The organism is Stenotrophomonas maltophilia, assembly GCF_013464915.1.
In the GTDB taxonomy this organism is placed as follows: Bacteria; Pseudomonadota; Gammaproteobacteria; order Xanthomonadales; family Xanthomonadaceae; genus Stenotrophomonas; species Stenotrophomonas maltophilia_AT.
The window spans coordinates 64,798-89,621 of the sequence record NZ_RAVT01000014.1 but is presented as its reverse complement, the minus strand read 5'-3'; the positions used below and the strand labels follow the sequence as shown (position 1 = coordinate 89,621).

Here is a 24,824-nt window from a genome sequence, read left to right as displayed (position 1 = left end):
AAGCCTCAACGGACGAGGCGGTCGTGCAGCCAGAATCCTGCAAGCATCGCCGGCACGAACCACAGGGCTTCGCGCGATCCTACCGCCAGCCCGGCGATGGCCGGGCCCGGGCAATAGCCCGCCCAGCCCCAGCCGATGCCGAACAGCGCAGCACCCAGCAGCAGACGCGCATCGACACCCCGGGTAGCAGGCAGCTGGAAGCGGTCTGCGTACAGCGGATGTTGTCGTCGCAACACCCAGCGCTGCCCGACCGCACTGACCAGCAGCGCCGAGCCCAGCACCCACACCAGCGTGGGATCGAAGTCGCCGGTGATGTCGAGGAAGCCGAGGACGCGACGCGCGTCGGTCATTCCCGAAAGTGCCAACCCCATGCCAGACAATGCGCCCGCCGCGCCGGCGGCCCAGACTCCGCGGCTCATGCCAGGCCTCCGCCAAGACCGACCAGGAAGGTGGTCAGCATCGCGCAGGCGATGAACACCAGCACGGCCGCCAGCGATCGCTTCGAACCGCGGGCCATGCCGCAGACGCCGTGACCGCTGGTACAGCCATTGCCCAGGCGCGTGCCGAAGCCGACCAGCAGGCCGGCTCCCATCAACTGCCAGGCCGGCAGCGCATCACGCAGCAGCGCGCGTGGCGTTGCCCCGGGCACCGATTGCCACCACAACACCAGCCCCGCCGATGCGAGCAGGCCGACCAGGAAGGCCCAGCGCCAGCCACGCTCGCCCTTGGCTGCGTGCAGGCTGCCCGCGGCGATGCCGCTGATGCCAGCCACGCGCCCGAGGGTGGCGAGCAACAGCACCGCAGCAGCGCCGATCAACGCACCACCGGCCACCGCACTCCATGGCAGGTTCATGCCCCGCCCTCTTCGCTGCCGCACATGGGATTGCCCGTTTATTTAGATTATTCTAAATTAGATCATCCTAAACAAAATGGTCAACCATGGCCCGGACCCAGCTCGACAGCGCCGCGATGGCCGAACACGCTTCGCAGGCCGCCACGCTGCTCAAAAGCCTGGCCCACCCGGCCCGGCTGCGGGTGCTGTGCCGCCTGGTCGAAGGTGAGGCACCGGTACCGGAGCTGCAGGCACTGACCGGCCTGAGCGCATCGGCGTTGTCACAACATCTGGCGGTACTGCGCGGACTCGATATCGTGGCGACCCGGCGCGAAGCACAGGCGATCCACTACCGGGTCGTTGAAGGGCCGGCGCTGGGCGTGCTGCAGGCGCTGCATGCCGCCTACTGCGGCAGCACTTCGCGTTGACGCTCAGCCGGCGTGCAGGGCGGGCTGTACGACGTTGTCGAGCAGATCCACCGGGGTCGGCGCCGAGCGATCACCTTCCAGCGCCCGGCTGAAACCCGACCAGTCGCTGGCCGACAGCTGGCGCAGAAGCGCCGCATCCACCGGCAACGCGCGCATCGACCAGTACGGAAACTGACGCTGACCCAGGCGGCCGCGCGCCAGCTCGATGATGTCGACATGGCTGCCGGCCTGCAGGATGCGCTCGTACACCGAATCGATACCGTCCGGCGGCCCCTCGATGTACTGCAGGAATCGCCCGCCGTCATGCAGCAGCACACCGGTCACGCCCGCCATCTTGTTGAAGCGGGCCGCATCGTCGACCAACGCCTGCAACCGTTCAGCGGAAAGATCCGGCAACGCCTGGCTGACGTAGGCGATGGCGCGCAGTGGCATGGTGCTTCCTTGACAAGATGTACACCCACGGTAGCAGTTGCGGACGAGTCCGTCTCAGTGCCCGTGGATGTTTCCTGAAGAATTCAGTTTGCCGCTGCAGGCAGCCCTTCTGCGCGTCTCGGCAGCAGGGCTTCGAACACCACCTGCCCGGCCTCATTGCGCGCCGCGATGCGCCCGCCGTGCGCGCGCACGAACTGATCGACGATGTACAGGCCAAGGCCCAGGCCCTTGCTCTGGTGGAAGCTGGCCTTGAATGGTTCGAACAGCCGCGGCAGCAGCGCGTCATCGATCCTGCCGGCGTTGCTGACCCGCAGCAGCACGCTGCGCGGGTCGCGCCCATCCACCTCCACCGTCGCCTCGCTGCCATGGGTCAGCGCGTTGCCGACCAGGTTGGCGGCGACCTGGCCAAGGCGATCCAGATCACCCTGCAGCCGCGTGTCTCCCTGCATGTCCAGGCGGATCCGGTCCATCCCATGCGCGCTGCCCGCTTCGGCCACTACCGCGCGCGTTACGTCGGCCAGATCGCAGGCACTGGCCTCCAGCCGCAGGCCACCGCTGCGGATCCGCGAGAAATCCAGCAGTTGCTCGACCATCCGCGCCATGCGCAGGGTGCTGGCTTCCAGGTACTGCAACGTCTGCTGCGCGCCTGCGTTGTCTTCCGGAAGCTCCAGCGCCAGCTTGTCGGTGCACAGCAGGATCGCCGACAGCGGCGTGCGCAGATCGTGGGTCAGCACCGCGGCCATCGTCTCGTTGAGCTTCAGCGCGCGCTCCAGCGCCTCGTTGCGCGCCTTCAGCAGTTGCCGCTGCTGGTACAGCTCGATGAAGACGTTGACCTTGCTCAGGATCACCTGCGGCGCCACCGGCTTGTGCAGGAAATCGACCGCGCCGGTTTCATAACCCTTGAACGCACGCAGCGGATCGTCCGGCGAGGCGGTCAGGAAAATGATCGGCACCGTGCGGCTGCGATGCGAACCGCGCATCAACTCGGCCAGGGTGAAGCCATCGATCTCCGGCATGTGCACGTCCAGCAGGGCCAACGCGACCTCGTGCTCGAGCAGCAGCTCAAGCGCCTGCGCGCCAGAACCGGCCAGCAACAGATTCACGCCCTCACGCTGCAGCAGCGCCTGCATGGCTACCAGGTTCTGCGGCACGTCATCGACGATCAGCAGGTTGACCCGGGTCTGCGAGTGCGCAGGGTCCGGTGGCAGCAGGTTCATGCAAACAACTCCTTCAGGCGACGACACATCAGTTCAAGGGGCAGCACGGCATCGGCACCGGCGTACTGCAGGGCGGAGGCCGGCATCATCGATGCCTCGGCCTCCTCGGGACATTGAAGCCAGGCACGGCCACCGGCGGCACGCACCGCAGCCACGCCTTCACTGCCATCGCTGCTGGCACCGGTCAGCAGCAGCGCCAGTACCTGCGCACCGAACACCGCGGCGGCGGAGTCGAACAGCGGGTCGATGGCCGGGCGCGAGAACAGCACAGGTGCATCCACCGACAGCGCCACCGTGCCGGCATCCTCCACCAGCAGGTGGTAGTCCGGAGGCGCGAACGTGACCGTACCCGGCTGCAGCGGTTGCTTGTCCTCCGCCTCGCGCACCGGCAGCGCGCAGTACGGCGCCAGCACCTCGGCGATGCGGCTGGTACGGTCACGCGGCAGGTGCAGCACGGCCAGTACCGGTACCGGCAGCTTGCCCGGCAGTGCACCGAGCACCGCCTGCAGGGCCGCCACGCCACCGGCGGACGCGCCGACCACCAGCACGGCAGGGCGCGCCGGCAGCGCCATCAGGCCACCTTCCGGTACAGGCGGTGCTCGCGCGAACAGACCTCGAAGGCGTCATGGTGGCACCCGAACTGCAGCGACTCCTTGCTGCCCAGGCCAAGGAAGCCTCGATGCACCAGCGCCTCACGGAACAGGCCTACCGCGCGGTCCTGCAGATCACGGTTGAAATAGATCAGCACGTTGCGGCACGACACCAGGTGCACTTCGGAGAACACGGTATCGGTGGCCAGGCTGTGGTCGGCGAACACCACGTTGCGGCGCAGCTGGCGGTCGAACACCGCGCCGTCGTACGCCGTGGCGTAATAGTCGGACAGTGACGCCGTGCCACCGGCCGCCAGATAGTTGCGGCTGAACTGGGCCATCCGGTCGATGCCATAGGCGCCCGCCTCGGCCGTGGCCAACGCGGCCGGATTGATGTCGGTGGCATAGACGATGCTGCGATCAAGCAGGCCTTCCTCGTGCAGCAGGATCGCCAGAGACCACACTTCCTCACCGGTGCTGCAACCGGCCACCCACAGCTTCACCGACGGATAGGTGCGCAGTACCGGTACCACCTGCTCGCGCAGCTCACGGAAGTACGCGGGGTCACGGAACATCTCCGAGACCTGCACGGTGAAGAACTGCATGGCCTGGGCGAACAGGTCCGGCTCGTGCAGCAGCCGGTACTGCAGGTCGACCAGCCGTTCGCACTCATAGCGCTGCATCGCCTGGCGCATGCGGCGGCGCAGCGACGACACCGCATAACTGCGGAAATCGTAGTGGTAGCGCTGGTACAGCGCTTCCAGCAGAACCTTCAGTTCCAGGTCGAACAACGCCTGTTCGTTCATTGCCGCGAGCACCAGACCCGGCACAGCGAGACCAGCTTGTCGACGTCGATGGGCTTGGCGATGTAGTCGTTGGCGCCGGCCTGCAGGCAGCGCTCACGGTCATCGGGCATCGCCTTGGCGGTCAGCGCGATGATCGGCAGGTCCTGCAGGTGGCGCTGCGCGCGGATCTCGCGCATCGCGGCCAGGCCGTCCTTCTCCGGCATCATGATGTCCATCAGCACCAGGTCGACCTCGCGCTCGGCCAGGCGATCCACCGCTTCCTGGCCGTTGCGCGCGATCTCCAGCGTCACGCCCAGCGGCTCAAGCACGCTGGACAGCGCGAAGATGTTGCGCACGTCATCCTCGGCCAGCAAAACAGTACGGCCATCGAGCACGGTGTCGCGACGGCGCGCCTCGCGCAGCAGGCGCTGCTGGTCGGTGGGCAGGCTGGCTTCCACGCTGTGCAGGAACAGCGTGACCTCATCCAGCAGGCGTTCGGGCGAACGCGCGCCCTTGATGATGATGCTCTTCGAGTAGCGGCGCAGGCGCTGCTCTTCCTCGCGGCCGAGCGCGCGACCGGTATAGACGATCACCGGCGGGAAGCCGACATCATCGTTGCCGGCCATGTGCTCGAGCAGGTCGTAGCCGCTGCCGTCGGGCAGCGACAGGTCCATCACCATGCAGTCGAAGGTGACCGTGCTGAGCTGCTCCAGCGCGCCGGCCAGCGTTCCCACTGCAACGATCTGCAGCTGATCACGGCCCAGCAGCAGTTCCAGGTTGTGGCGCAGCTCGCTGTCGTCCTCGACGATCAGCAGGCGCCGCACGTCGCGCTGGCTGGTCTGTTCCAGCTGTTCGATGGCCGTCACCAGCCGTTCGCGCGTGGTCGGCTTGATCGCGAAACCAATCGCACCCAGCTCGCGCGCCACCTGGCTGCGGTCCATCGCCGAAACCACGTGCACCGGGATATGCCGGGTATCGGGATTGCGCTTCAGGCGCTCCAGCACGCTCAGGCCGGACACGTCCGGCAGGCCGATATCGAGCAGGATGCCGTTCGGACGCAGTTCGCTGGCCAGGGTCAGCGCCTCTTCGGCGGTCCCGGCCACCACACAGTCGAAGTCCAGTTCATGGGCCAGGGCCACCAGCGCTTCGGCGAAGGTGGCGTCGTCCTCGACGGCCAGGATCAAGCGGCCGGCGCGTTGGCGACGGCCACGGTCATCGGCCACGCTGGCGGTGACGGGCGCCACGGATGCAACGGTCGGTGCGACAGCGGTGCGCGCAGCGATCGGCGGCGCAGGCGCTATTGAGGCGGCGGCAGGCACTTCGCCCGGTTCCGAAACCGGCGCGCCCTGCAACGGCAGTTCCAGGATGAAGCAGCTGCCGCGACCCGGTTCACTGTCGACCTGGATGCTGCCACCCATGCGCTCGGCCAGGTCCCGCGAGATCGACAGGCCCAGGCCGGTGCCACCGTAGCGGCGGCGGGTACTGCCATCGGCCTGGCGGAACGCCTCGAAGATGACCTGCAGCTGCTCCCGCGCGATGCCGATGCCACTGTCGCTGACCTCGAACCGGACGCGGCCGTTGCCACCCGCGCGCACCTGCAGGCCGACCCTGCCGTGCTCGGTGAACTTCAGGGCGTTGGCCAGCAGATTCTTCAGGATCTGCTGCAGGCGCTGGCTGTCGGCCATCAGCTGGCTTGGCGCCAATGCGTCAGCCTCGATCTGCAGGGGCAGGCCCTTCTGCCGCGCCATCGGCTCGAAGGTCTCGCGCAGGCGCTGCAGCACGCTGTCCACCACCACCACTTCGTCGGCCAGCTCGACGTGGCCGGCCTCGATGCGGGACAGGTCGAGGATGTCGTTGATCAGCGCCAGCAGGTCGTTGTTGGACGACAGGATCGCGCGGGCGTACTTCACCTGCTCTTCGGTGAGCGTGCCGTCCTTGTTGTCGGCCAGCAGCTTGGCCAGGATCAGCGAGCTGTTCAGCGGCGTGCGCAGCTCGTGCGACATGTTGGCCAGGAATTCGGACTTGTAGCGCGACGTAGCCGCCAGCTCGTTGCTGTTGCGCACCAGCTGCGACTGCGCGACCAGCAGCGCCTGCTTCTGCGCCTCCAGCTCATGGGTGCGCTCTTCCAGCTGGACGTTGCTCTGTTCCAGCTCGGCCTGCTGTTCTTCCAGATGGCTCTGCGACTGCAGCAGGCTTCGGCTCTGCTCTTCCAGCTCCTCGTTGGCCACGCGCAGCTCTTCCTGCTGCGCCTGCAGTTCCTCGCCCTGGCGCTGCGACTCTTCCAGCAGCACAACCAGCTGCGCGCGCAGCAGCGAGGCCCGCAGCGCCATGCCGATCGTCTCGGCGCAGCGCTCCAGCAGCTCGCGATCCAGATCGCGCTGCCCACCCGTCCGGGCGCGTCCCAGCTCGATGATGCCGACCACGGTGCCGTCACTGCTGATCGGCGCCAGGATGCGCTCGCGCACGGGCAGCCGCCCCAGGCTGGTCTGCAGTTCAAGTGCAGCATCGTCGCCGCCCTGCAGGTGACGGATGCGCTCGTCCCGCGCCACCTGCCCGGCCACGCCCTCCTGCAGTGCCAGCGACGGCGGCATGCCGGACGGTAACGCCAGGCCACCGGTCAGCTGCAACCGCCCTCCGTCCAGCCGGTATACGGCGCCGACGTCGGCCTCCAGTTGCGCGCCCAGGCTGGTGGCTGCCGCCTCGGCAATCTGCTCCGGACCCAGGTCCCCGCGCAGGCTCATCGCCACCGCGTTTTCAGCCTCCTGCAGCCACAGCGCCCGCATTGCATCCCGGCGTGCCTGGATCGCGCGGGAAACGATCAGCGCGATCATCAGGAACGCACAACCGCCGATGCTGCGGTTGACGACCGAGAACGCCGAATTCGAGCTGGCCGGGGCGATGTTGAATCCGATGACCAGCAGGACGCAGGCGATCACGGCCACGATGAAGGGGGCGCGTGCACTGCGCTGGAACACGGTGACGCCCACGGCCAGGAAATAGGCCAGCCACACGGCATAGCCCAATGGAATCACCAGTTCCAGGGCGATGGTCGCCGCCAGCAGCACGGCGGAGGTCATCCAGATCCAGCGGTCACGCGTGGTCGCACCAGGACGCATGCAGGTCGGTTCCAGAAGACAAAGGGCCGGTGATGGTACTCCGTGTCGTATTCAGCCGCACAGGACAAATGGCACGTGCCACGCCTCCACACACTCTTCACACTGCACTGCCTAGCTTCACGTCCCTCCCAGGGGTAATGCTCATTTCCACGTGGACGCAGCCGCTTCTACGACGTCCGTGCTGACGGACCCTTCCCGACAACTGCGACTGCTGATCGACAGCGTGCGCGACCATGCGCTGTACCTGCTTGATCCCGAAGGCGTGGTCTGCAGCTGGAACCCGGGCGCCGAACGCATCAAGGGCTATTCAGCCGATGAAGTGGTAGGAACGCACTTCAGCCGCTTCTACCTGGCCAACGACCGCGATGCCGGTGAACCACAGCGCCTGCTCCGCCTGGCGGCGCAGCATGGCCACGTTGCCAGCGAAGGCTGGCGGGTACGCCGCGATGGCTCCTCGTTCCGCGCCAGCGTGGTCATCGAGCCGGTCGTCGAGGCGGGCGAGCTGCTCGGCTTCGTCAAGATCACCCGCGACATCACCGAGCAGTGGCAGGCACAGCGCCTGCTGCGCGATGCCCAGCGTGCACTGCGCAACACCCAGCAGTTCGAGACCGTCGGCCGGCTCAGCCGCGGCCTTTCCCACGAATTCAACAACCTGCTGACCACCATCGGCAATGCCCTGGACCTGCTTTCGCTGCGCGTGAACGGTGACGATGCGCGCGCCGCCGAGCTGCTGGACGCTGCGCAGGCGGCCACCGACCGCGGCGCGCTGCTGACCCGCCAGCTGCTGGCCTTCAGCACCGGCCAGACCCTGATCCGCGAGCCGCTGGACATCAATGCGCTGGTACGGCAAGGGCTGCCGGACCTGCAGCGTGCCTGCCCGCCTGCGGTGCTGCTGGAGGTGCGGCTCGCACCCGGCCTGCCACGGGTGAACACCGATGCGATGCAGTTGCAGACCGCGCTGGCCAACCTGGTGGCCAATGCCGCCGACGCCACGCTCGAAGGTGGGCGCATCCTGATCGGCACCGCAGTGGAGTACCGCCTCGACCCGGATGCGGACTCCACCCTGCAACGTGGCTATGTCACGCTCAGCGTCTGCGATGAGGGCCACGGAATGGCGGCCGACATCGCCGAGCGGGCCACCGAGCCCTTCTTCACCACCAAGGACATCGGCAAAGGCAGCGGCCTGGGCCTGAGCCAGGTGTTCGGATTCACTACCCAGAGCGGCGGCTTCGTCGACGTGTCCACCACGCCCGGTGTCGGCACCACGGTCAGCCTGCTGCTACCCGCAATGGAGGACCCTGCCCATGACCGATGACCCGATCCGCGTACTGATGGTGGAAGACCAGACCGATCTGCGTGAAATGATCGGCCTCGCCCTGCGCGACCTTGGCATCGACGTGGCCACGACCGCCGACGCGCATGAGGCCGCCGCCCTGCTGAAGGGGGAGGCACGTTTCGACGTGGTGTTCAGCGACGTCAGCATGCCCAACGGCATGTCCGGCATCGAGCTGAGCGAGCATGTGGCACGCGAACAGCCGCAGGCACGGATGATCCTGTCGTCCGGCTATGCCCGTTCGCAGCTGCCGCCGCTGCCCGAGCAGGTGGAGTTCCTGCCCAAGCCCTATCGCCTGCGCCAGCTGGTGCAGCTGCTCAGGCAGGAATGACCCGTCGCCGGGCATGGCCCGGCATCCGGCTCCTGTAGCGCCGGGCCCATGCCCGGCTGCACTCCTCAATAGCGCCCCACCAGGTTCAGGTACCACCCGCGATGGGTGTAGTCGAACCTGGTCAGGTCATCGCTGAAGTCGGTGAAGTTGTAGCCCACACCCACGCGGAAGTTGCGGCCGATATCGCGGTCGACACCGGCCAGCCAACCCTGCCTGTTGCCGCCGTCGCGCACGTCCAGCACGCGGTACTCCAGCAGGCCGTGCCACTGGTAGTACAGGTCATAGCGCAGCTGTCCCGCAGCGAAGTTGGTGGCCGAGTCGAACCAGGGGCCGGTGCCACGCCCATAACGCACCTCGCCTTCGCGCCGCGCCGCCTTGGCCGCCACCTCCCAGCGCTGGTCGATGCGGTACACGCCTTCCAGCGACAGGATCTGCGTGCGCTGATCGTAGTCCACGCCGTTCACCTGCCCCATCGTCGACAGGTCGTACAGGTAACTGTAGCGGCCGAACAAGGCCCAGCGGTCGTTGTCCCACGGCCGGTAGGCAAAGCCCAGGTTGCCTTCGATGAAGCGCGCGCCCGCCACCGGATTGATCGCATCGTCGGTGTCGGCATAGTTGAAGCGCGCCGCGATGCGCCAGCTGTCGTTGAGGCGGTGGCTGAGGCGATTGGTGCTGACCCACTGCGTGCGCCGCTCGGCACCGGTATCGCGACGCCATTCCAGCTTGCTCTGCCACTCGGTGCCCGGCGCGGTGCGGCCGCCGGACAGGCTGACCGCCTTGCGATCCACCTGGCCACTGCTGGCATCAAGCTTGCCGTTGCTCAGCGTGAAGCCCGCGTTCCACCCCACTGCCGGATAGAAGTCCATGCCGAAGGTGTGTGCCAGTCCGGACTCCTGCCCGGACTTCAGGAACTGGCTCTCGTTGAACACATTGACCTGGTCGGACAACCGCCAGCGCTGGCCCAGGGTCCAGCCATCCTGGGCGTTCGGGCTGAACAACGGGTCGTACTCGCTGCGGTCGGTGGACTGGGTGAAGGCACCATAGAAGCTGTGCTGCGGGGTCAGCCGGTACTCGGCATTGACCTGCGCGGCGGTGCCACGGTCGCCATCAGAGACTTCAGCACCGACGGTGGAGAGGTTGGCGAAGGTCCAGGTGCCACCGGCCACCACCGCATCGTTGTCGGCGTAACGGCCATGGTCGTCGTCGACGGTCAGCTGGCCACCGCCGTACACATCCAGCGAAGTACCGATGCGGTGCGTGTAGCGCGCCGCAGCCAGCACGCCGGCCACGTTGCCGCCCGCACCGCGGTCTTCCTGCACGCGACGCAGCTCAGCCGACAGGCGGTCGTTCTCGCCGATCCGCCACTCGGCGGTGGCCTGCGCCTGGATCAACGACGCATTGCCACGGCGGGCCTCGCTGTAGCGCGCGTACAGGCTGAAGTCGTCGGTCACGTAGCCGAGCAGCTCGGCGCCCTGCTCGCGCACGCGCTGACCGGTGTCGAAGCGGCCCACCGAGTAGCCGCCATCCACCTGGCGCCACCAGGCACCGGCACTCCAGTCGCGCTGGGTCCACCCCAGTTCACGCAGGTTGATGCGCGCTTCCACTGCAGTCGCCTCGCCTTCACGCGGCCCTTCCGGATTGAGGCGGCTGAAGCTGAGGCCACCGTTGTCGGAGAAGAACACCGGCGCACTGGTGGCTTCGCTGCGGCTGTGTTCCACCTTCAGATAGGTGCCACGCCCGGCCTGCAGGGTCAGGTCCGCGCCTTTCAGCGAATAGTCCTGGCCGGAGCGCTGCTCGTCCACGTAGGTGGCGCCCACGGCCACGTGATCGCCGAACCAGTGCTTGCCGCGCACCCCGGCGGTGATGTCGTCGCTGTCGAAGCCTGTCGGCACCCACTCGTAGTCCACGATCAGTCGCTGCTCATAGCCGTCCAGCGGCACGTCGCGGCTGATCCGGCGCAGGTTCTCGCGGCTGACCTGGGCCAGCGGCCGGGTCAACAGGATGCGACCCTGCAGGGCGTCGATCTCGTAATCGGCACCACGCACCATCGGCACGCGCTGCTCGACGCGGCCGGTGGTGCGGTCACGGATTTCCAGCACCACCTGGTCCGAACCACTGAGGATGCTGGCATGGCGCAGGTAGTACAGGCTGCCGCCGGTACCGATGAACTCGCTGTGGCCCGGCGCGGTCTCGGCCTGTGAGCCGAACAGGCGCAGCTCGCTGCGCGCATCACCCCAGGCGTTGGCACCGCGCGAGCGCCACGACAGTGCCGCACCGTACAGCGAACGCACGTACTGCGCGTATTCGGTGCCGGTCAGGCCGGTGTTGTAGTTGCCCCACAACGCCTGGTTCTTGTCCCAGTCCATGCGCAGGTAGAAGCGGCCCATGCTGTCGACATCGCGCTGGGTCAACGAGTCGTCACCGTAGGTCGGGTAGTACAGGTCCGGGTCCAGGCTGCGGAACAGGTCGCGCGGATCGGCCGTGGTGAAACCGGTGAACAACTCATCCAGCGGACGGTTCTGGGTATCGGCCTGCGCGGTCAGCAGGTAACGGCCGCGGGTCTTGGCCTTCAGGTAGAACGCCAGGCGGCCATCGCTGAGCACATCATCGTTGCGCTCGCCGCGGGCCAGGTCCTGCCCTGCCCCACTGGCCTTGTTCTGGTACACGGTGATATCGGCCAGGCCGACACCGAACAGGTACTGGCCGCTGACATCGACCTCCAGCGTGCGCGCGATCGCCGGTGCATCCGGCCGCTCCACGCGTACGTCGAACGCATGATGGCCGATCGGCATCAGGTACTCGGCGGCGAACTTGCGGTCCTGGTCCAGCGGGTAGCTGTCGCCGTTGATCTTCAGCGACGCCCCCAGCGGCAGGTCGCGGCCACGCAGGCGCACCCGCGAGCCATATACCGGGATGTTCTGCTGGCGCAGGCCATTGCCATCGAACACCTGCTGCAACAGTGACAACGACGCTGCCTGGTTGGCATCCACCGAAGTACCGCGGCGGTCTTCCAGCGCGTCACGCAACTGCTGGTTGCCGCGCTCGAATTCCGCCGGCGTCACCAGCTGCATCGACTGCGCGGTGGTTTCATCAACATTGCCCTCGGCATCGAAGGCGCGCAGCACATAGACCAGGCGGTCGCCGCGACGCAGCGGCGTCGAGGCCGGCAACGTGCCATCCCACACGCCCTGGGCAACGGCGGCCACCGGCAGTTCGAACGTCGCCAGTGCTGCCACGCGATCCGTGTCGCTGCCACGGTAGACGCTGACTTCCAGGCGCTGGATGAAAGCGGTGTAGTTGCCGCGCACGTAGAACTCGACCGGCCGCACGATGCGGCCTTCGTCGAAGGCAACCATGCCCGGTGCGGAGACCGACAGTTCCGGCTGGCCCATCGCCGGATCTTCGGTGGCCCAGATCGCGCCGCCTTCCGGCAGGCGGATCATGAACTCACCGCGCACCGTGGCCTTGCCCGGCTCATCGATCGCCACGCTGACCCGGCGGTCCGGTTGCAGGGCCTGCGAGCTGGAACGCGTCGAGGTGCCCTCGGTAACAGGTTCGTCGTAGCTGCGCGAGCGCAGGCTGAACAACAGTTCGCCCTCGGCGTTGCATTGGGTGCCGTCACAACGGATCGGCGCCGGCTCGGCGGCGGGCGGCGCGGCCTGGGTGGCACCGGCCAGGCCGAGCAGCAGGGCCTGATACAGCGCGGCGCGCGGCAGGCGGGCCGCACGGCGGGCGGCAGAGTGATGCGCGCTCATCGGCGGGCCTCCTGTTGGCGGGCGGCCGCACGGGTGGCGGCGCTCTCCTCGTTGCGAACGCGCAGGCGCTGCTGCACGGCGGGGCTGAGCTGGCTGCGCAGCGCCTCGAACACGGCGTCTGCACGACGCAGGCCCAGCGCCTGGTTGTAGGCATGGCTGCCGCGCACATCGGTGTGACCAACCAGGCTGACCTGGCCACCGCCCAGCGTTTCCAGGCGCGCGGCGATGGCGGCCAGCAACGGCTTGAACTCATCGCGTACGGTGGCCTTGTCGGTGTCGAACAGCACGTTGCCCAGCAGTGCGCCACCGGCATCCACACCGGCCAGCAGCGAGTGCGGATCGCGCACGTCGGTGCGCAGCTGCACGGTCAGGCCCGCACGGGCACTTTCCGCAACCTCGGCCTGCAGCGCATCGCGCACCACCGCAGCGCGGGCGAAGGCCAGTGCCTGGCTTTCGCCGTTGGCGGCAATCACCACGTCGCCGCCCTGGTAGCGATCCACCACCTCGGCCATCTTCTTCAGCACCGGCCGATAGCTGGCCTGCAGCTCGCTGCTGCCAGGCGCGAACAGCACCTCGCCCAGCGCGATCTCCATGCGCTCGGCGCCCGCCTGCGGCGACGGCGGCAGGCGCACGCCAAAGCTGAAGCGGGTCGGTACGCCCTGGGTGACACGACGCAGCAACGGATTCTCGGTGCTCAGTTCGGCACCGGCCGGCAGCGTGGCCGGGTCCAGCTTGATGATGAAGTTGCGGCCCAGGCGCGCGTCACCACCGTGCACGTCCGCCAGGTGGTAGCGCCCGAACGGATCGGTCTCGACCAGCAGGCCTTCCACCGTGGCCAGGCGCACACCGGGGATGCCCTGCTCCTGGATGCCTTCGTTGCCGATCACGTAGGCCACTTCGTAGCCCTCGGCAACACGGGCGATCTCGCGTCGCACGCTCGGCTCGGCGGCGGTCAGGCCCTTGCCGGCCTCACCGCTGCGCTCCACCCGCGTGGCGCCCTGCGCGTCCATCCGCAGGCGATGGCCCTGCGCGCTTTCCAGCATGAAGTCATCACTGAAGGACAGTTCGCGCAGGCGCTGACGCAGCACCACCTGATGCGACTCAGCGGAGTCGGACGTGGACGCGCGGCCGTGCACCACGCCAATCTGCACACCATGCAGCAGCGGCGCGCTGGCATCGGCCAACGGCTGCGGGCCGTCGCCGCGATCCAGCGTGGTCGAGCCCGGTACGTAGGCCGAAGCGGCGAAGCCACCCTGCACACGCACGCCGCTCAGCTCGGCACTGTCCTGCCAGCCGTCACCGTCACGATCATCAAACACAGTGCCGAACACCAGGCTGTCTTCCAGCAGCGGATCGGCATCCATCGCCACCTCGGCGGTGGCGATGTTCGACAGCGGACTGCCATCGTCAGCCGTGGCCACGGCCTGGTTCACGTGGTTGCCCGCGCGCACACCGGCACCCACCCGCAACAGGTAGGTGATGGTGGCACTGCGCCCCACCGCGATGTCCACGGCACCGATGCGCAACGGCGACTGGCTGCTGGCCAGCGCGAACGCGCCGTCATCGTCAGCCACGCGCATCGAACCATCGACATAGCTGAAGCCCGGCGGCGGTGTGTCGACCACCATGCCGTCACGCCAATGGCTGCCGCCCACGTTCTCGACCACCAGCTGGTAGCGCACCAGGTCGCCCACCTTCACCCGTCGCGGGCTGGCGGTCTTGGTGATGCGCAGGGCGAAATCGGACACCACCTTGTGGCGCGTCTCGCAGGTTGTGCAGTCCGGCGGCGGCGAGCCGTCCGGATACTGACCCCGCAGCCGGTTCAGCACCTCGGTGCGGGCCTCCTGGTTGACCACGGCCTGGTAGGCGAACTCGTGGCGACCGATGGCGCTACCTGCCGGCACCGTGCAGACGATTTCCGGTCCCTGCTGGACGCAGCCGGCCGGCAGGCTCTCAATGCTCAAGCCCGCATCGGGCGTATCCACCAGCTGCAGCGGACGCCGCAGCGCAGCGCGCTCGACCGTGGCCACCAGCGTGTAGCGCAGGCGGTCGCCCGGTCGCACTTCGGTGCCGCTGGCAGGTCCGGACTGCTTCTCCAGAACCACGCGCGGTTCGGCCAGCGCGTGCTCGGTGCTGCAGTCGCCGCTGCAGGTGGGCGTGTCACCGCCGGTGCCGAGTACGGCATTGCGTACGCTGCCGCTGGCCTGGGCATTGACCAGCGCGCGGTAGCCCAGCGTATAGGTGCCCGGCGCAGTGCCGGCCGGCAGCGTGCAGACCAGCGGATTGCTGGCATTGCAGGTGAACGGTCCCGGCTGGGTAACCGACTGCAGGTCCAGACCGGTGCCCAGGGTATCGGTCAGGGTCAGCGTATCGAGGGTCTGCGAGTTGGCGACCGTCACTTCCACGCTGTAGTCCACCGCATTGCCCACGACAACCGGGGCAACGGTGCTCGACTGCTTGCGGTAGGTCACCACCGCCGACAGCACCGGCGTGGTGGTGCCACAGTTGCTGGTGCATGTGTTGATGCCGGTGCCACTGCCGAGCACCGCGTTGCTGACGCTGCCCTTGGCCTGCGCGTTCACCCGCGCGGTGTAGTCCACCGTGTAGGTGCCCGGCACCGTACCGGCCGGCAGCGTGCACACCAACGGATTGGCGGCATTGCAGCTGAAGCCCTGGCTGGCGGTCACCGCACCGAAGTCCAGGCCGGGTCCCATCGTGTCGGTCAGGGTGAACACCGCCGTGGTGCGCGAGTTGCTGACCACTGCAGTCAGTGTGTAGGCGATGCTGTCACCCACCTTCACCGAACCGGCCGCGGCCGAGGTCTTGCGATAGTCGATCGCACTGCCGGTCACCGGCGTGCTGGTGCCGCAGTTGGCGGTACACGATGGGTTGTCGCCACCGCTGCCGAGCACGGCGTTGGTGACCTGGCCGGTAGCCTGTGCGTTCACCACCGCGGTGTAGGTCAGGCTGTAACTGCCCGGCACGGTACCAGCCGGCAGGGTGCAGACCAGCGGATTGGCGGCATTGCAGGTGTAGGCACCCGCGCTGGTCACCGCACCGAAGTCCAGGCCGGTGCCCAGCGTATCGGTCAGGGTCACCACATCGGTGGTGCGCGAATTGGTCACCACCGTGGTCAGGGTGTAGGTCAGGCGATCGCCCACCGCGACCGGACCGGTGCTGTTCACCGACTTGGCATAGCTCACGCCCGGCGTCGCCACCGGGGTGGTGGTGTCACAGTTCACGCTGCACGACGGATTGTCGGTGCCGCTGCCGAGCACGGCATTGCGCACACTGCCGCTGGCCTGCGCGTTGACGGTGGCGCCGTAGGTGAGGCTGTAGGTGCCAGGCACGGTGCCGGCCGGCAGCGTGCACACCAGCGGATTGGCGGCGTTGCAGGTGAAGATGCCTGCGCTGCTGACACCAGCAAAATCGAGGCCGTTGCCCAGCGTGTCGGTCAAGGTGACCACGGCGCTGGTGCGCGCACGCGTCACCGTCGCCGTCAGGGTGTAGTCGATGCGGTCACCGACCCGTACCGGGCCGCCGGTGGAGGCCTGCTTGGCGTAGACCACCTGCGCGGCGGCCATCGGCGTGGTGGTATCGCAGCTGCCTGCGCAGGAGGGGTTGTCAGTGCCGCTGGGCACCACCGCATTGCGCACCTGGCCGCTGGCCTGCGCGTTGACCACGCCGGTGTACGAGAACGCATAGCTGCCCGGCACGGTGCCGGCCGGCAGCGTGCAGACCAGCGGATTGCCTGGCGTGCAACTGAAGCTCCCCGCGCTGGTGACGCTGCCGAAGTCCAGGCCGGTGCCGAGCGTGTCGGTCAGCGTGGTCACCGCCGTGGTGCGCGCGTCTGCCACCAGCACCGTCACGGTGTAGGCAACACTGTCGCCGATGGCGACCGGACCGGCGGTGCCGCTGGCCTTGGAGACCGAGATGCGCGGTGCCGCCACGGGCGTGGTGGTGGTGCAGTTGCTGCTGCAGGTAGGGGTGTCAGTACCCGTGCCGACCACGGTATTGATCACCTGGCCACTGGCCTGCGCATTCACCGTGGCCGTGTAGCTCAGGCTGTAGGTGCCCGGCACCGTGCCTGCCGGCAGCGTGCACACCAGCGGGTTGGCCGCGTTGCAGGTAAATGCACCGGGGCTGCTGACGCTGGCGAAATCCAGGCCGGTGCCCAGGGTGTCGGTGAAGGTCAGCACATCGCGGGTGTTGCCGTCGGCCACGGTGACATCCACCGTGTAGCTCACGGTCGCGCCTACCGCGACCGGGCCGGTGGTGTTCGAACGCTTGGCGTAGCCCACCCGCGTCACCGGCACGGTCACGTCGCTGCGCGTGCAATGGTCGGCGTCGGTGCAGCTGCTGCCCGGTGCCGGCGGAGTGCCATTGTTGAAGGGATCGTAGCCGCCGCCGACGCTGGCATGGTTGGTCAGCACGCCGGTCGCAGCCGCGGTGACCGTCACCGGCAGCGTGAACGCCGAGCTGGAGCCGGGGCTGCCGGCTGCGGCCAACACCTGGCTGCTGGTACAGGTGACATCCTGGCCGCTGGCCGTGCAACTCCAGCTGCCGCTTGCATGTGTGCCTGTCCAGTTGGGCACGATGCCGGCCGGCAGCTGGTCGCGCACCACGATGGCACCGGCCGGGACATTCGGCGGATTGCCGGTGGGCACATCACTGGTGTTGCTCACCGTCAGCGTGTACTGGGTACCGGCCTGGCCGTAGTTCCAGATGCCACCGGTGGCGTTGTTGCCCTTGACCACCTTCAGCGACGGCGCGGTGATGGTGATGCGGTGGTCTTCCACTTCGCCGTCATCGGCCACGCCGGTCGGGTCCTGGATCTGCGCCACAACGGTGGAGTAGCGCAGCCGTACATAGCTCGTACCTGCGCTGACCGCGCTGGGCACGGTCCAGCCCAGGTTGGCCTGTCCGCCACTGCAGGCCGCGGTTGTACTGCGTTCGTTCGCATCGAACTGGCCATTGCGGTTGAAGTCGATCCAGCCGGCGACGCTGCCATTGCCCACGCAGGCCACTGCCTGGGTGATCAGCGTGCCGGCCTGCATCACCGTCAACCGGTAGCTGGTCGGCCACGCGTCTTCCTCACGGCTACCCGCCTGCGGGAAGTTGTCATCACCCAGTGCGTCGGCGCTGTAGCTGCTCCTCTGTTCGGTATCCGGGCCCAGGCTGCCGAGGAAATCGGTCAGCGGTGGTGCCAGCCCACCCGGCGTGTAACCGGCGGTGTTGATGTTGAAGTTGCTGGCGCCCTGCGGAATGCCATCGGAACGGAACTGCAGATCGTCCACCACGTGCATCGCATCGCCGTAGCTCTGCGGGGCGTCACCGAAGTCGGCATACGGCACCAGCAGGCCGATGGCGATGGCAGTGGTACCGCCGCCGCGCATCGAGAAGCCCATGTTCACCGCCAGGTTGCCCGGCGCGTGTGCGGCATTGTCGAAACTGAGGAAGGTAACGGCCGCCGTGTTGTCGTCGTTGCCGGGACCGAAGCGGATCACCTGGTTGCCACCGCTGGTCGACTTGTTCACCAGATAGGGGGTGGCATTGGCCAGGTTCTTGCGAACCTCCACCACGTTCCAGGTGCCCTGGGCACTGGCTTCGACGAACTCACCACTGTTGTTGATCGATTCGGCGTCGGCCATCACCACGCCGCGCAGGCGGTAGGGCGCCCCGCCCAGGGTCGAGGTGCAGGTGATGCTGAAGTTGGAGGTGCCGCTGGCGCGCGCGATGCCGGCAATCAACTGGTTGCTGGTGCCGGTGCCCCCGATGTTGTACAGATCGTCAAGGCTGTCCCCGCCGAAGTTGCCGGGACGATAGCTGCGCAGCACGTTGGTTTCGGCGGTGTTCAACCGGCAGTCCACGCGCAGGTTCACCCCCGCTGCCACGGGCATGTCGATGGACGACGTCGCGCCGTCGTTCAGCACGACGTTGTTCACGCCATTGGCGCCGCCGCCCCAGGTCAACCACAGCACGGTGTTGCGATACGGGCTGCTGCCGCCGGTGGCATAGGCTGCAGCCCACGCCATCGAAGGCGCCAGCATCGCCAGCAGCAGCAACAGGCCAGCCGCCATCCAGCGACCGGGGTGCAGGTACTGCAGGTTTTTTCCGGGATGAACGCATCCACCGCCCGCGCGAATGCGCGACGTCGTCGACTGCCACATGTTGATTTCCCCGCTCAGCCCGCAGACGGGCCGAAGTTCAATGGGTGACCTGGGACGAAATCCCGGCACCGGCGACGCACGCAACTACGTGTTCTGCCGGCTCCGTGGCACCTGCCTTCGTCCCTGCACCCGGATGGTTGGGTACATACATCTGTGACCAAGTTAACACATTTACAACAAATGTGTGACGGTGATCACATTAATGTTTGCCAACTATGGCGCCAATCGCCTGGCTACAGTTGTAGCAACGCGGCATGGGTGGCCCGTGCACGATTCCGGCAGCCACAACGCCCTTTCCGGCAAGTCGCCACGCGAATTCGGCGTGCAGTGCACTCATTGACGAGGTCGCGCGCGATGCGCGTCTCCGGAAATCAGCCCTTCATCGCCCCATGCCGGAACGAGGCCAACAGCGTGGATGCGGCCATTGCCGGGGCCAGGCGGCCGCGCGCAAGCGACCAGGTGATGCCGTAGAAGCAGGTCCAGTAGAAGTCGGCCAACCACACCGCGGTGAACTCGACGTTGAACTCACCCGCTCGCTGGCCGCGCAGGAAAAACGCCTCGAAACGTTCACCGATCGGGGCCCAGCGCTCCGGCAGCAGATGCAGGTCGCCCTGGCGCTGCTGCTCTTCCATCATCCGCGCGAACACCAGCGTCACCAGCTCCCAGTCGGCCAGCAGCGCCGCCGTGACATGCTCGAGCACCTGCTGCGCATCCTCGTTGCCATCGAACGAGCTCGCCGCTGCTTCCAGGCGTTCGAATCCCGCTGCGAACAAGGCCTCGTCAATCGCTTCCCGCGTTGGCGCGAACCGGTACAGGGTCGCGCGACTGATGCCTGCCCCGCGCGCCAGTTCGCTGAGCGTGCAGCGAGGATGGCTGACCAGAGTGGCAGCAAGGGCGTGATGCAGGTCGCGGCGTGTACGGGCAGCGGCAGGTCGCATGAAAAGGCCTGGATGCGGGGTCCGGTCACGCTAGCATGAATCATCAATTAATAAACTGAATCATATTTGATTCACCCGAATCACGAATGCGCTACAACAGACCTGCGTCCGGTGCACCCGGGTCGGTGCACGGCAGGGAACGCGTCACAGGCATCGAAGGAGACAACGCCATGCTGCATCCGCTACGCGACATCGCCGTGCTGTTCGATGCCAGCGATACCGGGGACCGCGTACTGAACATTGCCGCGCATCTGGCGCAGGCGCAGCAGGCGCATCTGGTCGCGGTATCGACCGCCCAGCATCCCACCGACATCGCCAACGGTTTCGCGCGTGGCGCAGGCATCGCCGCCGCGCTCGACCATGAAGCCCGCGCTGACGCCGCCTGCACCGCGCAGTTGATGCAGAACCTGCGCGACGCCGCCGAACCGCTGCAGATCAGCACCGAACTGCGCATCGTCTCGGATTATCTGGGCGGCGCCGATCTGGCCCTGCAGTCGCTCTACTGCGATCTGATCGTCGCCGGCTATCCGCGTACGCCCGGCGCTCCTTCCGGCTGGCACCCACTGGGCACACTGCGCCAGACCGGCGTGCCGATGCTGCTGGTGCCGCCGCACTGGAAGGGCGAGCAGGTCGGCCGGCGTATCGTGGTGGCCTGGAATGCCAACAAACAGGCCCGTCGTGCCGTGGCGGATGCCCTGCCTCTGCTGGCCCGGGCGCAGGCCGTGCACCTGCTGATGGTCGACACGCCCAAGGCTGAAGCCGCGCCGGGCGCCGAAATGGCCCAGCATCTGGCGCGGCATGGCGTCGAGGTCGAAATCCAGGCGATCAGCTCCAGCCAGGGCGGCGTTGCCGCCACCATTCGCCAGCATGTACTCGATGCCGAAGCCGATCTGCTGGTGCTGGGGCCCTACAGCCGCAGCCGCGTGGTCGAACGCGTGCTCGGCGGCGTCACCGAGGATCTGCTGGCCGAAGTTCCGGCGCCGCTGTTCGTATCGCACTAACGTCACCCTGCCCGGCGCGACGGTAGCCGGTCAGCGACTGGCCGGTATGCCGCCGGAAGTAGCGACACAGGTAGGACGCATCCTCGAAGCACAGGCGTTCGGCGATGCGTCCGATCGGCAGTTCGCTGTAGCTCAGCAGGGCCTTGATCTCCAGCACCACCTGGCGGTCGATCAGCGCCTTCGGCGTTTCATCGAAGCATTCCCGGGTCAACTGCGAGAGATAGAACGGGGTAATGCACAGCGCCTCGGCGTAGGACTGCACGTCGCGCTGGCGCGTGCTGCGTTGTCCGACCAGCTCCCAGAAGTTCCAGGCCAGGCGCTCGCGCCGGCCGACCTGCGGCGCGGCCTCGGAATGTACCGGGAGCAGCGTGGCGAACTTCAGGAACAAGGTCTGCAGCAGGTTGCGCAGCATCACGTGCCGATGGCGGCCGCCGTTGTGCTGCGCGTCCATCAACTGCTGCAGCCAGCCCTGCAGCAGCGGCACCTCCAGCGGTGACGGCACACAATGGGGGTGCTCGTGCAGGAACTTGAACAATGCATTGGGCAGCACATAGGCCACCTCCGATGCCAGCGCTTTCGGCATCAGGCAGACCACCGCCAGGAAACCGCGCGAACGCTGCCGCAGCAGCGCCAGCGTACCCTCTGCCAGAACCAGTACGTCGTGCCGCTGCACCGCCACCTCGCGGAAGTTCAGTGCGAAACGCGCACGCCCGGACACGCACACCAGAACCGCCAGATACGCGTGCCCGAACGACAGTGGAACGCCCAAGCCTTCAGCCAGCGTACTGACCTCCAGGCGCATGGATTCGTCCTGTTCCAGAAGCTGGGGGATGCGGTCCACGGGCTGATCCGGCTGGATTCCGGGGCCCAGCATATCCGCCCCGGCAACGAGGTTGTGAAAAGTACCGAAACCATCAAGGCACCGTCCGGCGTTCCCCCTCGTCGCAACTCAGCCGTCGCTGCGCTGCATGAACAGCAGCTCCGGTGTCGAAGCGTCTTCCACCGGCTGGAAGCCGAGATCCCGGTAGAGGGCCACCGCCGCGACGTTGTCACGATAGACACGCAGGGTCAGGCGCTGTGCCCCCGGCGACCGCAGGGCCTCGGCACCCAACAACTGCATCAGCACCCGTCCCAGGCCGCGCCCACGCGCCTGCGGCGAAACAATGATGCGGCCCAGGTGGGCAGTTCCGGGCGCGGTCAACCAGTACTGGCCGAACCCCATGCACGCGCCCTCCCCGTCCAGCAGCACCCAACCCGGGCGCTCGGCCAGTTCAAGCGCCTGTGCGAACGCTTCGGGCAGCAGAGGAAACGCAACGCCTGGGCCAGCCCAGCGTTGCGTCGCTGCAACCGAATCGAGCCAGCCAGCGATGCGCGGGTAGTGCGGAGGTTGAACCGGTTGCAACTGTGCGGGCATGAGGATGCCTGTGCGGTCTGGTGCACGGATTGTGGGCGACCTGCCCAGCGCCGTCACGCTGCGCGGCATCTCTTGAATTTTGTCCTAGGACAATAAACAATGCCATGCGTCCATACACCTGCCTGCAGCAGGCGCCACTCCTCCCATCTCTCCAGGCCCCTCATGTTCAAAGGTCTCAGCGCGTTCCCGCTCACGCCCTTCAACAACCAAGACATCGACACCCGCGCGTTCGCCGGTCTGGTCGAGCGCCTGGCGGCGTCGGGAGTGGACTCGATGGGCATTCTTGGCTCCACCGGCAGCTATGCCTACCTGGAAAGGGCCGAACGCAAGCGGGTACTGCGGCAGGCTCTCGCCCACGCCGATGGCGTTCCAGTGATCGCCGGGATTGGCGCACTGCGCACCCGCGACGTGGTGGAACTGGCCAAGGATGCCGAGGATGCGGGCGCGGCCGGTCTGCTGCTGGCACCGGTGTCCTACCATCCGTTGAAGGAGCACGAGGTCTACGCATTGTTCGAATCGGTGTGCACCGCAGTGCGTACCCCGATCTGTGTCTACGACAATCCCGTTGCCACCCACTTCCGGTTCAGCGATGAACTGCATGGGCGAATCGCTGCGCTGCCGAACATCGCCTCGATCAAGATGCCTCGCCTCTCCGATGACCCTGCAGAAGCGGCAGCTCGGGTTTCCACGTTGCGTTCCCACGTCCCGAAGCACGTCACGCTGGGCATCAGCGGCGATGCGGCCGCAGTGCATGGGTTGGCCGCCGGCTGCGATGGCTGGTATTCGGTGATCGGCGGGCTGTTTCCCGAGGTGGCGCTGCGGATCACGCACGCGGCCCTCGGCGGCAAGATCGCTACGGCGCACGCACTGTCGGCGAGGTTGGCGCCGCTGTGGGCGCTGTATGACCTGTACGGTGGGATACGCGTAATGGCGTGCGCTGCAGCACTGATGGGACTGTGCGCGAAGGACTGCCTGCCGCGCCCCCTGCTTGAGCTGGAGGGCAACGACCAGGCGCTTGTAGCCGAGGTGCTGGAGCGGCTTGGTCTGCGCTAGCCGAGCCAACACACGCTGCAGACGCTATGCATGTCTCACACCGCACGGGGATCGGCCTGCAACGCCGCAGTCAGCCGTCGGCCGACAAGGCCATCCTGCGATTCGAGTCATGTTCCGATTTCGCCATGGCGGTCGAACAGAACAGAAACAGCTACAAGCTTCCGATTCTTTCTGCGGATGGCGATTTGACGAAACCCGCAAGTGTGTTCGCTGACTCGGTGGATGCGGTGGCCGTCAGGCGTCACTTTGATCAGAGCTTTGATCTTCAGGTCCACCAAGGTATCCAGCGTGTCGTACTGCACGACAATAGTGCTGATGGCGCGTTCGCCGATGCTGCCCACCTTCTTCACCCGGAGGAAGGTGACGGCGGCGAACCTGGCGGGGGCTGCAAAGAGAAAGGCCCGTCGGAAAGCGGGCCCTTCTTTATTCATTTGCCAGTTGTTGACGACTGGATGGGCTTCGGAGTGGTCAGATCGTAGGCAAAGCATGCAGCCTGCATCTCCGTAAGCGCCTTCCGTCGATCATGCGACGTCTCTCTGCGATCCGTGATCACTGGGAGCTTCAGACGAATCACGTCAGCGACAGCTCTACGATCAGCAATTGCTGCGGATCCGCCAAACCCAGAGTCCTCCAGCGCCTTTCCCGCCATCCCAGAGGCGCCCCCCAATGCACTTAGTCCGGCTATCGCACCGGCGTGCTTGGCAGCGTTCGCCGCCGTGAGTGCTGGTGCGATGACCGTGCCCGCCACCAGTCCGATCCCGTACACCCACAGGGACGCCTTTCGCTGATCAACAGATTTATTCTCCATCCCGAGGATGAGCTTCTTGCATTCCGCCAGTACCGCTGGCAACGCCTCTTCAACGTCCGAGGCGTCATCCACCTCCTCTTCAGGCTCATACCATCCGTCGCGGGGATGCCTCCTCGGAGGCTTGACTCCGTTGGGATCAGGCGCCTGGGCCTGACCGTCAACGGGGGGCGGCGGAGGTGGAGGTGGAGGTGGTGCTACGTCGGCCCGGGAAGGATGGCCAACGAAAGAGACGTTGTAGGGTGCAGTGGAACCCCCCTTGGTTGAACAACCAACGCAAAGCACAGCCGCAACCAGAACAGCGGTCATCGCCTTCATGTTGCCCCCTGTCGGCGGCGTCATGCCACCGCTGGGGCCTTTACTACCACAGGATTGCGGTTTTCACGGGACCGACAATCTGACGCTGCCTGCCTTTTGCTGGGGGCCCAGCTAGGCCGCCAGCAGTTGCATGGCCTGCGCCCGCGTGAATCCGGCCTCCACCTGGGCCAGGTACTGTGCCTGGACGCACTGCGCCAGCAATGGTGCTGGTCGACACGGCCTACACCGCCGAGAAGTACTACGCCCACCTGACCCCAGAGGGCGATGACAGGGCGGTGCGAAAGCTCAGATTCTGAGGTGTGCCAA

The 24,824-nt window shown here is 66.9% G+C and carries 19 protein-coding genes; 5 read left to right on the top strand and 14 right to left on the bottom strand.

From position 1 onward, the window contains the following. Window positions 1-5: 5 nt before the first annotated feature. Window positions 6-419 carry a DUF6691 family protein gene (locus tag D7T59_RS05780; protein ID WP_180851484.1) on the bottom strand — a complete coding sequence of 138 codons (414 nt, stop codon included), beginning with the start codon at window positions 417-419 and terminating at the stop codon, window positions 6-8. Next, complete coding sequence (locus D7T59_RS05775) at window positions 416-853, bottom strand: YeeE/YedE family protein (RefSeq protein WP_180851485.1); 438 nt, start codon at window positions 851-853, stop codon at window positions 416-418. The genes D7T59_RS05780 and D7T59_RS05775 overlap by 4 nt, the downstream gene beginning before the upstream one ends. Before the next feature lie 86 nt (window positions 854-939). Here D7T59_RS05775 and D7T59_RS05770 point away from each other — a divergent pair, with 86 nt between their 5' ends. Then, the gene (locus tag D7T59_RS05770) at window positions 940-1,260 is read left to right on the top strand and encodes an ArsR/SmtB family transcription factor (RefSeq protein WP_180851486.1); all 321 of its coding nucleotides are present in this window, start codon (window positions 940-942) and stop codon (window positions 1,258-1,260) included. Between the two features lie 3 nt (window positions 1,261-1,263). Here D7T59_RS05770 and D7T59_RS05765 read toward each other — a convergent pair whose 3' ends face one another. The 5 genes from D7T59_RS05765 to D7T59_RS05745 all read right to left on the bottom strand — a co-directional run bounded on the left by D7T59_RS05765 (window position 1,264) and on the right by D7T59_RS05745 (window position 7,400). After that, complete coding sequence (locus tag D7T59_RS05765) at window positions 1,264-1,692, bottom strand: BLUF domain-containing protein (RefSeq protein ID WP_032127425.1); 429 nt, start codon at window positions 1,690-1,692, stop codon at window positions 1,264-1,266. An 83-nt stretch (window positions 1,693-1,775) separates the two neighbouring features. Further along, window positions 1,776-2,909 carry a hybrid sensor histidine kinase/response regulator gene (locus tag D7T59_RS05760; RefSeq protein ID WP_180851487.1) on the bottom strand — a complete coding sequence of 378 codons (1,134 nt, stop codon included), beginning with the start codon at window positions 2,907-2,909 and terminating at the stop codon, window positions 1,776-1,778. Continuing rightward, entirely contained in the window at window positions 2,906-3,481 is a 576-nt protein-coding gene (locus D7T59_RS05755) for a chemotaxis protein CheB (protein WP_164136720.1), read from the bottom strand. The genes D7T59_RS05760 and D7T59_RS05755 overlap by 4 nt, the downstream gene beginning before the upstream one ends. Beyond that, complete coding sequence (locus tag D7T59_RS05750) at window positions 3,481-4,305, bottom strand: CheR family methyltransferase (protein ID WP_126928054.1); 825 nt, start codon at window positions 4,303-4,305, stop codon at window positions 3,481-3,483. The genes D7T59_RS05755 and D7T59_RS05750 overlap by 1 nt, the downstream gene beginning before the upstream one ends. Then, window positions 4,302-7,400 (bottom strand): response regulator, encoded by a 3,099-nt coding sequence (locus D7T59_RS05745; protein WP_180851488.1) that lies wholly within the window; start codon window positions 7,398-7,400, stop codon window positions 4,302-4,304. Before D7T59_RS05745 ends, D7T59_RS05750 begins: the two co-directional genes overlap by 4 nt. 151 nt (window positions 7,401-7,551) lie before the next feature. On the opposite strand from D7T59_RS05745, the gene D7T59_RS05740 reads away from it, so the two are divergent. Beyond that, the gene (locus tag D7T59_RS05740; protein ID WP_407070864.1) at window positions 7,552-8,715 is read left to right on the top strand and encodes a two-component system sensor histidine kinase NtrB; all 1,164 of its coding nucleotides are present in this window, start codon (window positions 7,552-7,554) and stop codon (window positions 8,713-8,715) included. Continuing rightward, on the top strand, window positions 8,705-9,064 hold the full coding sequence (locus tag D7T59_RS05735; protein ID WP_106549663.1) for a response regulator: 360 nt from the start codon (window positions 8,705-8,707) through the stop codon (window positions 9,062-9,064). The genes D7T59_RS05740 and D7T59_RS05735 overlap by 11 nt, the downstream gene beginning before the upstream one ends. A gap of 65 nt (window positions 9,065-9,129) precedes the next feature. On the opposite strand, the gene D7T59_RS05730 is transcribed toward D7T59_RS05735, so the two are convergent. From D7T59_RS05730 to D7T59_RS05720, 3 genes are all read right to left on the bottom strand, one after another. Next, window positions 9,130-12,819, bottom strand: a complete 3,690-nt coding sequence (locus D7T59_RS05730) for a TonB-dependent receptor (protein ID WP_180851489.1) — start codon at window positions 12,817-12,819, stop codon at window positions 9,130-9,132. Continuing rightward, window positions 12,816-18,899 (bottom strand): CshA/CshB family fibrillar adhesin-related protein, encoded by a 6,084-nt coding sequence (locus D7T59_RS05725; RefSeq protein WP_180851490.1) that lies wholly within the window; start codon window positions 18,897-18,899, stop codon window positions 12,816-12,818. The genes D7T59_RS05730 and D7T59_RS05725 overlap by 4 nt, the downstream gene beginning before the upstream one ends. A 461-nt stretch (window positions 18,900-19,360) precedes the next feature. Further along, window positions 19,361-19,927, bottom strand: a complete 567-nt coding sequence (locus D7T59_RS05720) for a TetR/AcrR family transcriptional regulator (RefSeq protein ID WP_164136715.1) — start codon at window positions 19,925-19,927, stop codon at window positions 19,361-19,363. 170 nt (window positions 19,928-20,097) lie between these two features. Between D7T59_RS05720 and D7T59_RS05715 the strand changes: the two genes are divergently transcribed. Then, window positions 20,098-20,928, top strand: a complete 831-nt coding sequence (locus tag D7T59_RS05715) for a universal stress protein (protein WP_180851491.1) — start codon at window positions 20,098-20,100, stop codon at window positions 20,926-20,928. Here the strand turns inward: D7T59_RS05715 and D7T59_RS05710 are convergent. Next, the gene (locus D7T59_RS05710) at window positions 20,876-21,769 is read right to left on the bottom strand and encodes a helix-turn-helix domain-containing protein (protein ID WP_180851492.1); all 894 of its coding nucleotides are present in this window, start codon (window positions 21,767-21,769) and stop codon (window positions 20,876-20,878) included. The two genes, D7T59_RS05715 and D7T59_RS05710, sit on opposite strands and share 53 nt — an antisense overlap. Before the next feature lie 108 nt (window positions 21,770-21,877). Further along, complete coding sequence (locus tag D7T59_RS05705; protein ID WP_180851493.1) at window positions 21,878-22,342, bottom strand: GNAT family N-acetyltransferase; 465 nt, start codon at window positions 22,340-22,342, stop codon at window positions 21,878-21,880. 162 nt (window positions 22,343-22,504) lie between these two features. On the opposite strand from D7T59_RS05705, the gene D7T59_RS05700 reads away from it, so the two are divergent. Then, window positions 22,505-23,395 (top strand): dihydrodipicolinate synthase family protein, encoded by an 891-nt coding sequence (locus D7T59_RS05700; protein ID WP_180851494.1) that lies wholly within the window; start codon window positions 22,505-22,507, stop codon window positions 23,393-23,395. Between the two features lie 107 nt (window positions 23,396-23,502). On the opposite strand, the gene D7T59_RS05695 is transcribed toward D7T59_RS05700, so the two are convergent. Then, the gene (locus tag D7T59_RS05695) at window positions 23,503-23,826 is read right to left on the bottom strand and encodes a hypothetical protein (protein ID WP_180851495.1); all 324 of its coding nucleotides are present in this window, start codon (window positions 23,824-23,826) and stop codon (window positions 23,503-23,505) included. Continuing rightward, window positions 23,823-24,275, bottom strand: coding sequence for a hypothetical protein (locus D7T59_RS05690; RefSeq protein WP_180851496.1), 453 nt, complete (start codon window positions 24,273-24,275; stop codon window positions 23,823-23,825). The genes D7T59_RS05695 and D7T59_RS05690 overlap by 4 nt, the downstream gene beginning before the upstream one ends. Between the last annotated feature and the right edge of the window lie 549 nt (window positions 24,276-24,824).

What these genes read in the sequence shown, in the direction of transcription:
- D7T59_RS05780 (WP_180851484.1), bottom strand. Translation starts at nt 419, where the DNA reads ATGAGCCGCGGAGTCTGGGCCGCCGGCGCGGCGGGCGCATTGTCTGGC.
- D7T59_RS05775 (WP_180851485.1), bottom strand. Translation starts at nt 853, where the DNA reads ATGAACCTGCCATGGAGTGCGGTGGCCGGTGGTGCGTTGATCGGCGCT.
- D7T59_RS05770 (WP_180851486.1), top strand. Translation starts at nt 940, where the DNA reads ATGGCCCGGACCCAGCTCGACAGCGCCGCGATGGCCGAACACGCTTCG.
- D7T59_RS05765 (WP_032127425.1), bottom strand. Translation starts at nt 1,692, where the DNA reads ATGCCACTGCGCGCCATCGCCTACGTCAGCCAGGCGTTGCCGGATCTT.
- D7T59_RS05760 (WP_180851487.1), bottom strand. Translation starts at nt 2,909, where the DNA reads ATGAACCTGCTGCCACCGGACCCTGCGCACTCGCAGACCCGGGTCAAC.
- D7T59_RS05755 (WP_164136720.1), bottom strand. Translation starts at nt 3,481, where the DNA reads ATGGCGCTGCCGGCGCGCCCTGCCGTGCTGGTGGTCGGCGCGTCCGCC.
- D7T59_RS05750 (WP_126928054.1), bottom strand. Translation starts at nt 4,305, where the DNA reads ATGAACGAACAGGCGTTGTTCGACCTGGAACTGAAGGTTCTGCTGGAA.
- D7T59_RS05745 (WP_180851488.1), bottom strand. Translation starts at nt 7,400, where the DNA reads ATGCGTCCTGGTGCGACCACGCGTGACCGCTGGATCTGGATGACCTCC.
- D7T59_RS05735 (WP_106549663.1), top strand. Translation starts at nt 8,705, where the DNA reads ATGACCGATGACCCGATCCGCGTACTGATGGTGGAAGACCAGACCGAT.
- D7T59_RS05730 (WP_180851489.1), bottom strand. Translation starts at nt 12,819, where the DNA reads ATGAGCGCGCATCACTCTGCCGCCCGCCGTGCGGCCCGCCTGCCGCGC.
- D7T59_RS05725 (WP_180851490.1), bottom strand. Translation starts at nt 18,899, where the DNA reads ATGGCGGCTGGCCTGTTGCTGCTGCTGGCGATGCTGGCGCCTTCGATG.
- D7T59_RS05720 (WP_164136715.1), bottom strand. Translation starts at nt 19,927, where the DNA reads ATGCGACCTGCCGCTGCCCGTACACGCCGCGACCTGCATCACGCCCTT.
- D7T59_RS05715 (WP_180851491.1), top strand. Translation starts at nt 20,098, where the DNA reads ATGCTGCATCCGCTACGCGACATCGCCGTGCTGTTCGATGCCAGCGAT.
- D7T59_RS05705 (WP_180851493.1), bottom strand. Translation starts at nt 22,342, where the DNA reads ATGCCCGCACAGTTGCAACCGGTTCAACCTCCGCACTACCCGCGCATC.
- D7T59_RS05700 (WP_180851494.1), top strand. Translation starts at nt 22,505, where the DNA reads ATGTTCAAAGGTCTCAGCGCGTTCCCGCTCACGCCCTTCAACAACCAA.
- D7T59_RS05695 (WP_180851495.1), bottom strand. Translation starts at nt 23,826, where the DNA reads ATGAATAAAGAAGGGCCCGCTTTCCGACGGGCCTTTCTCTTTGCAGCC.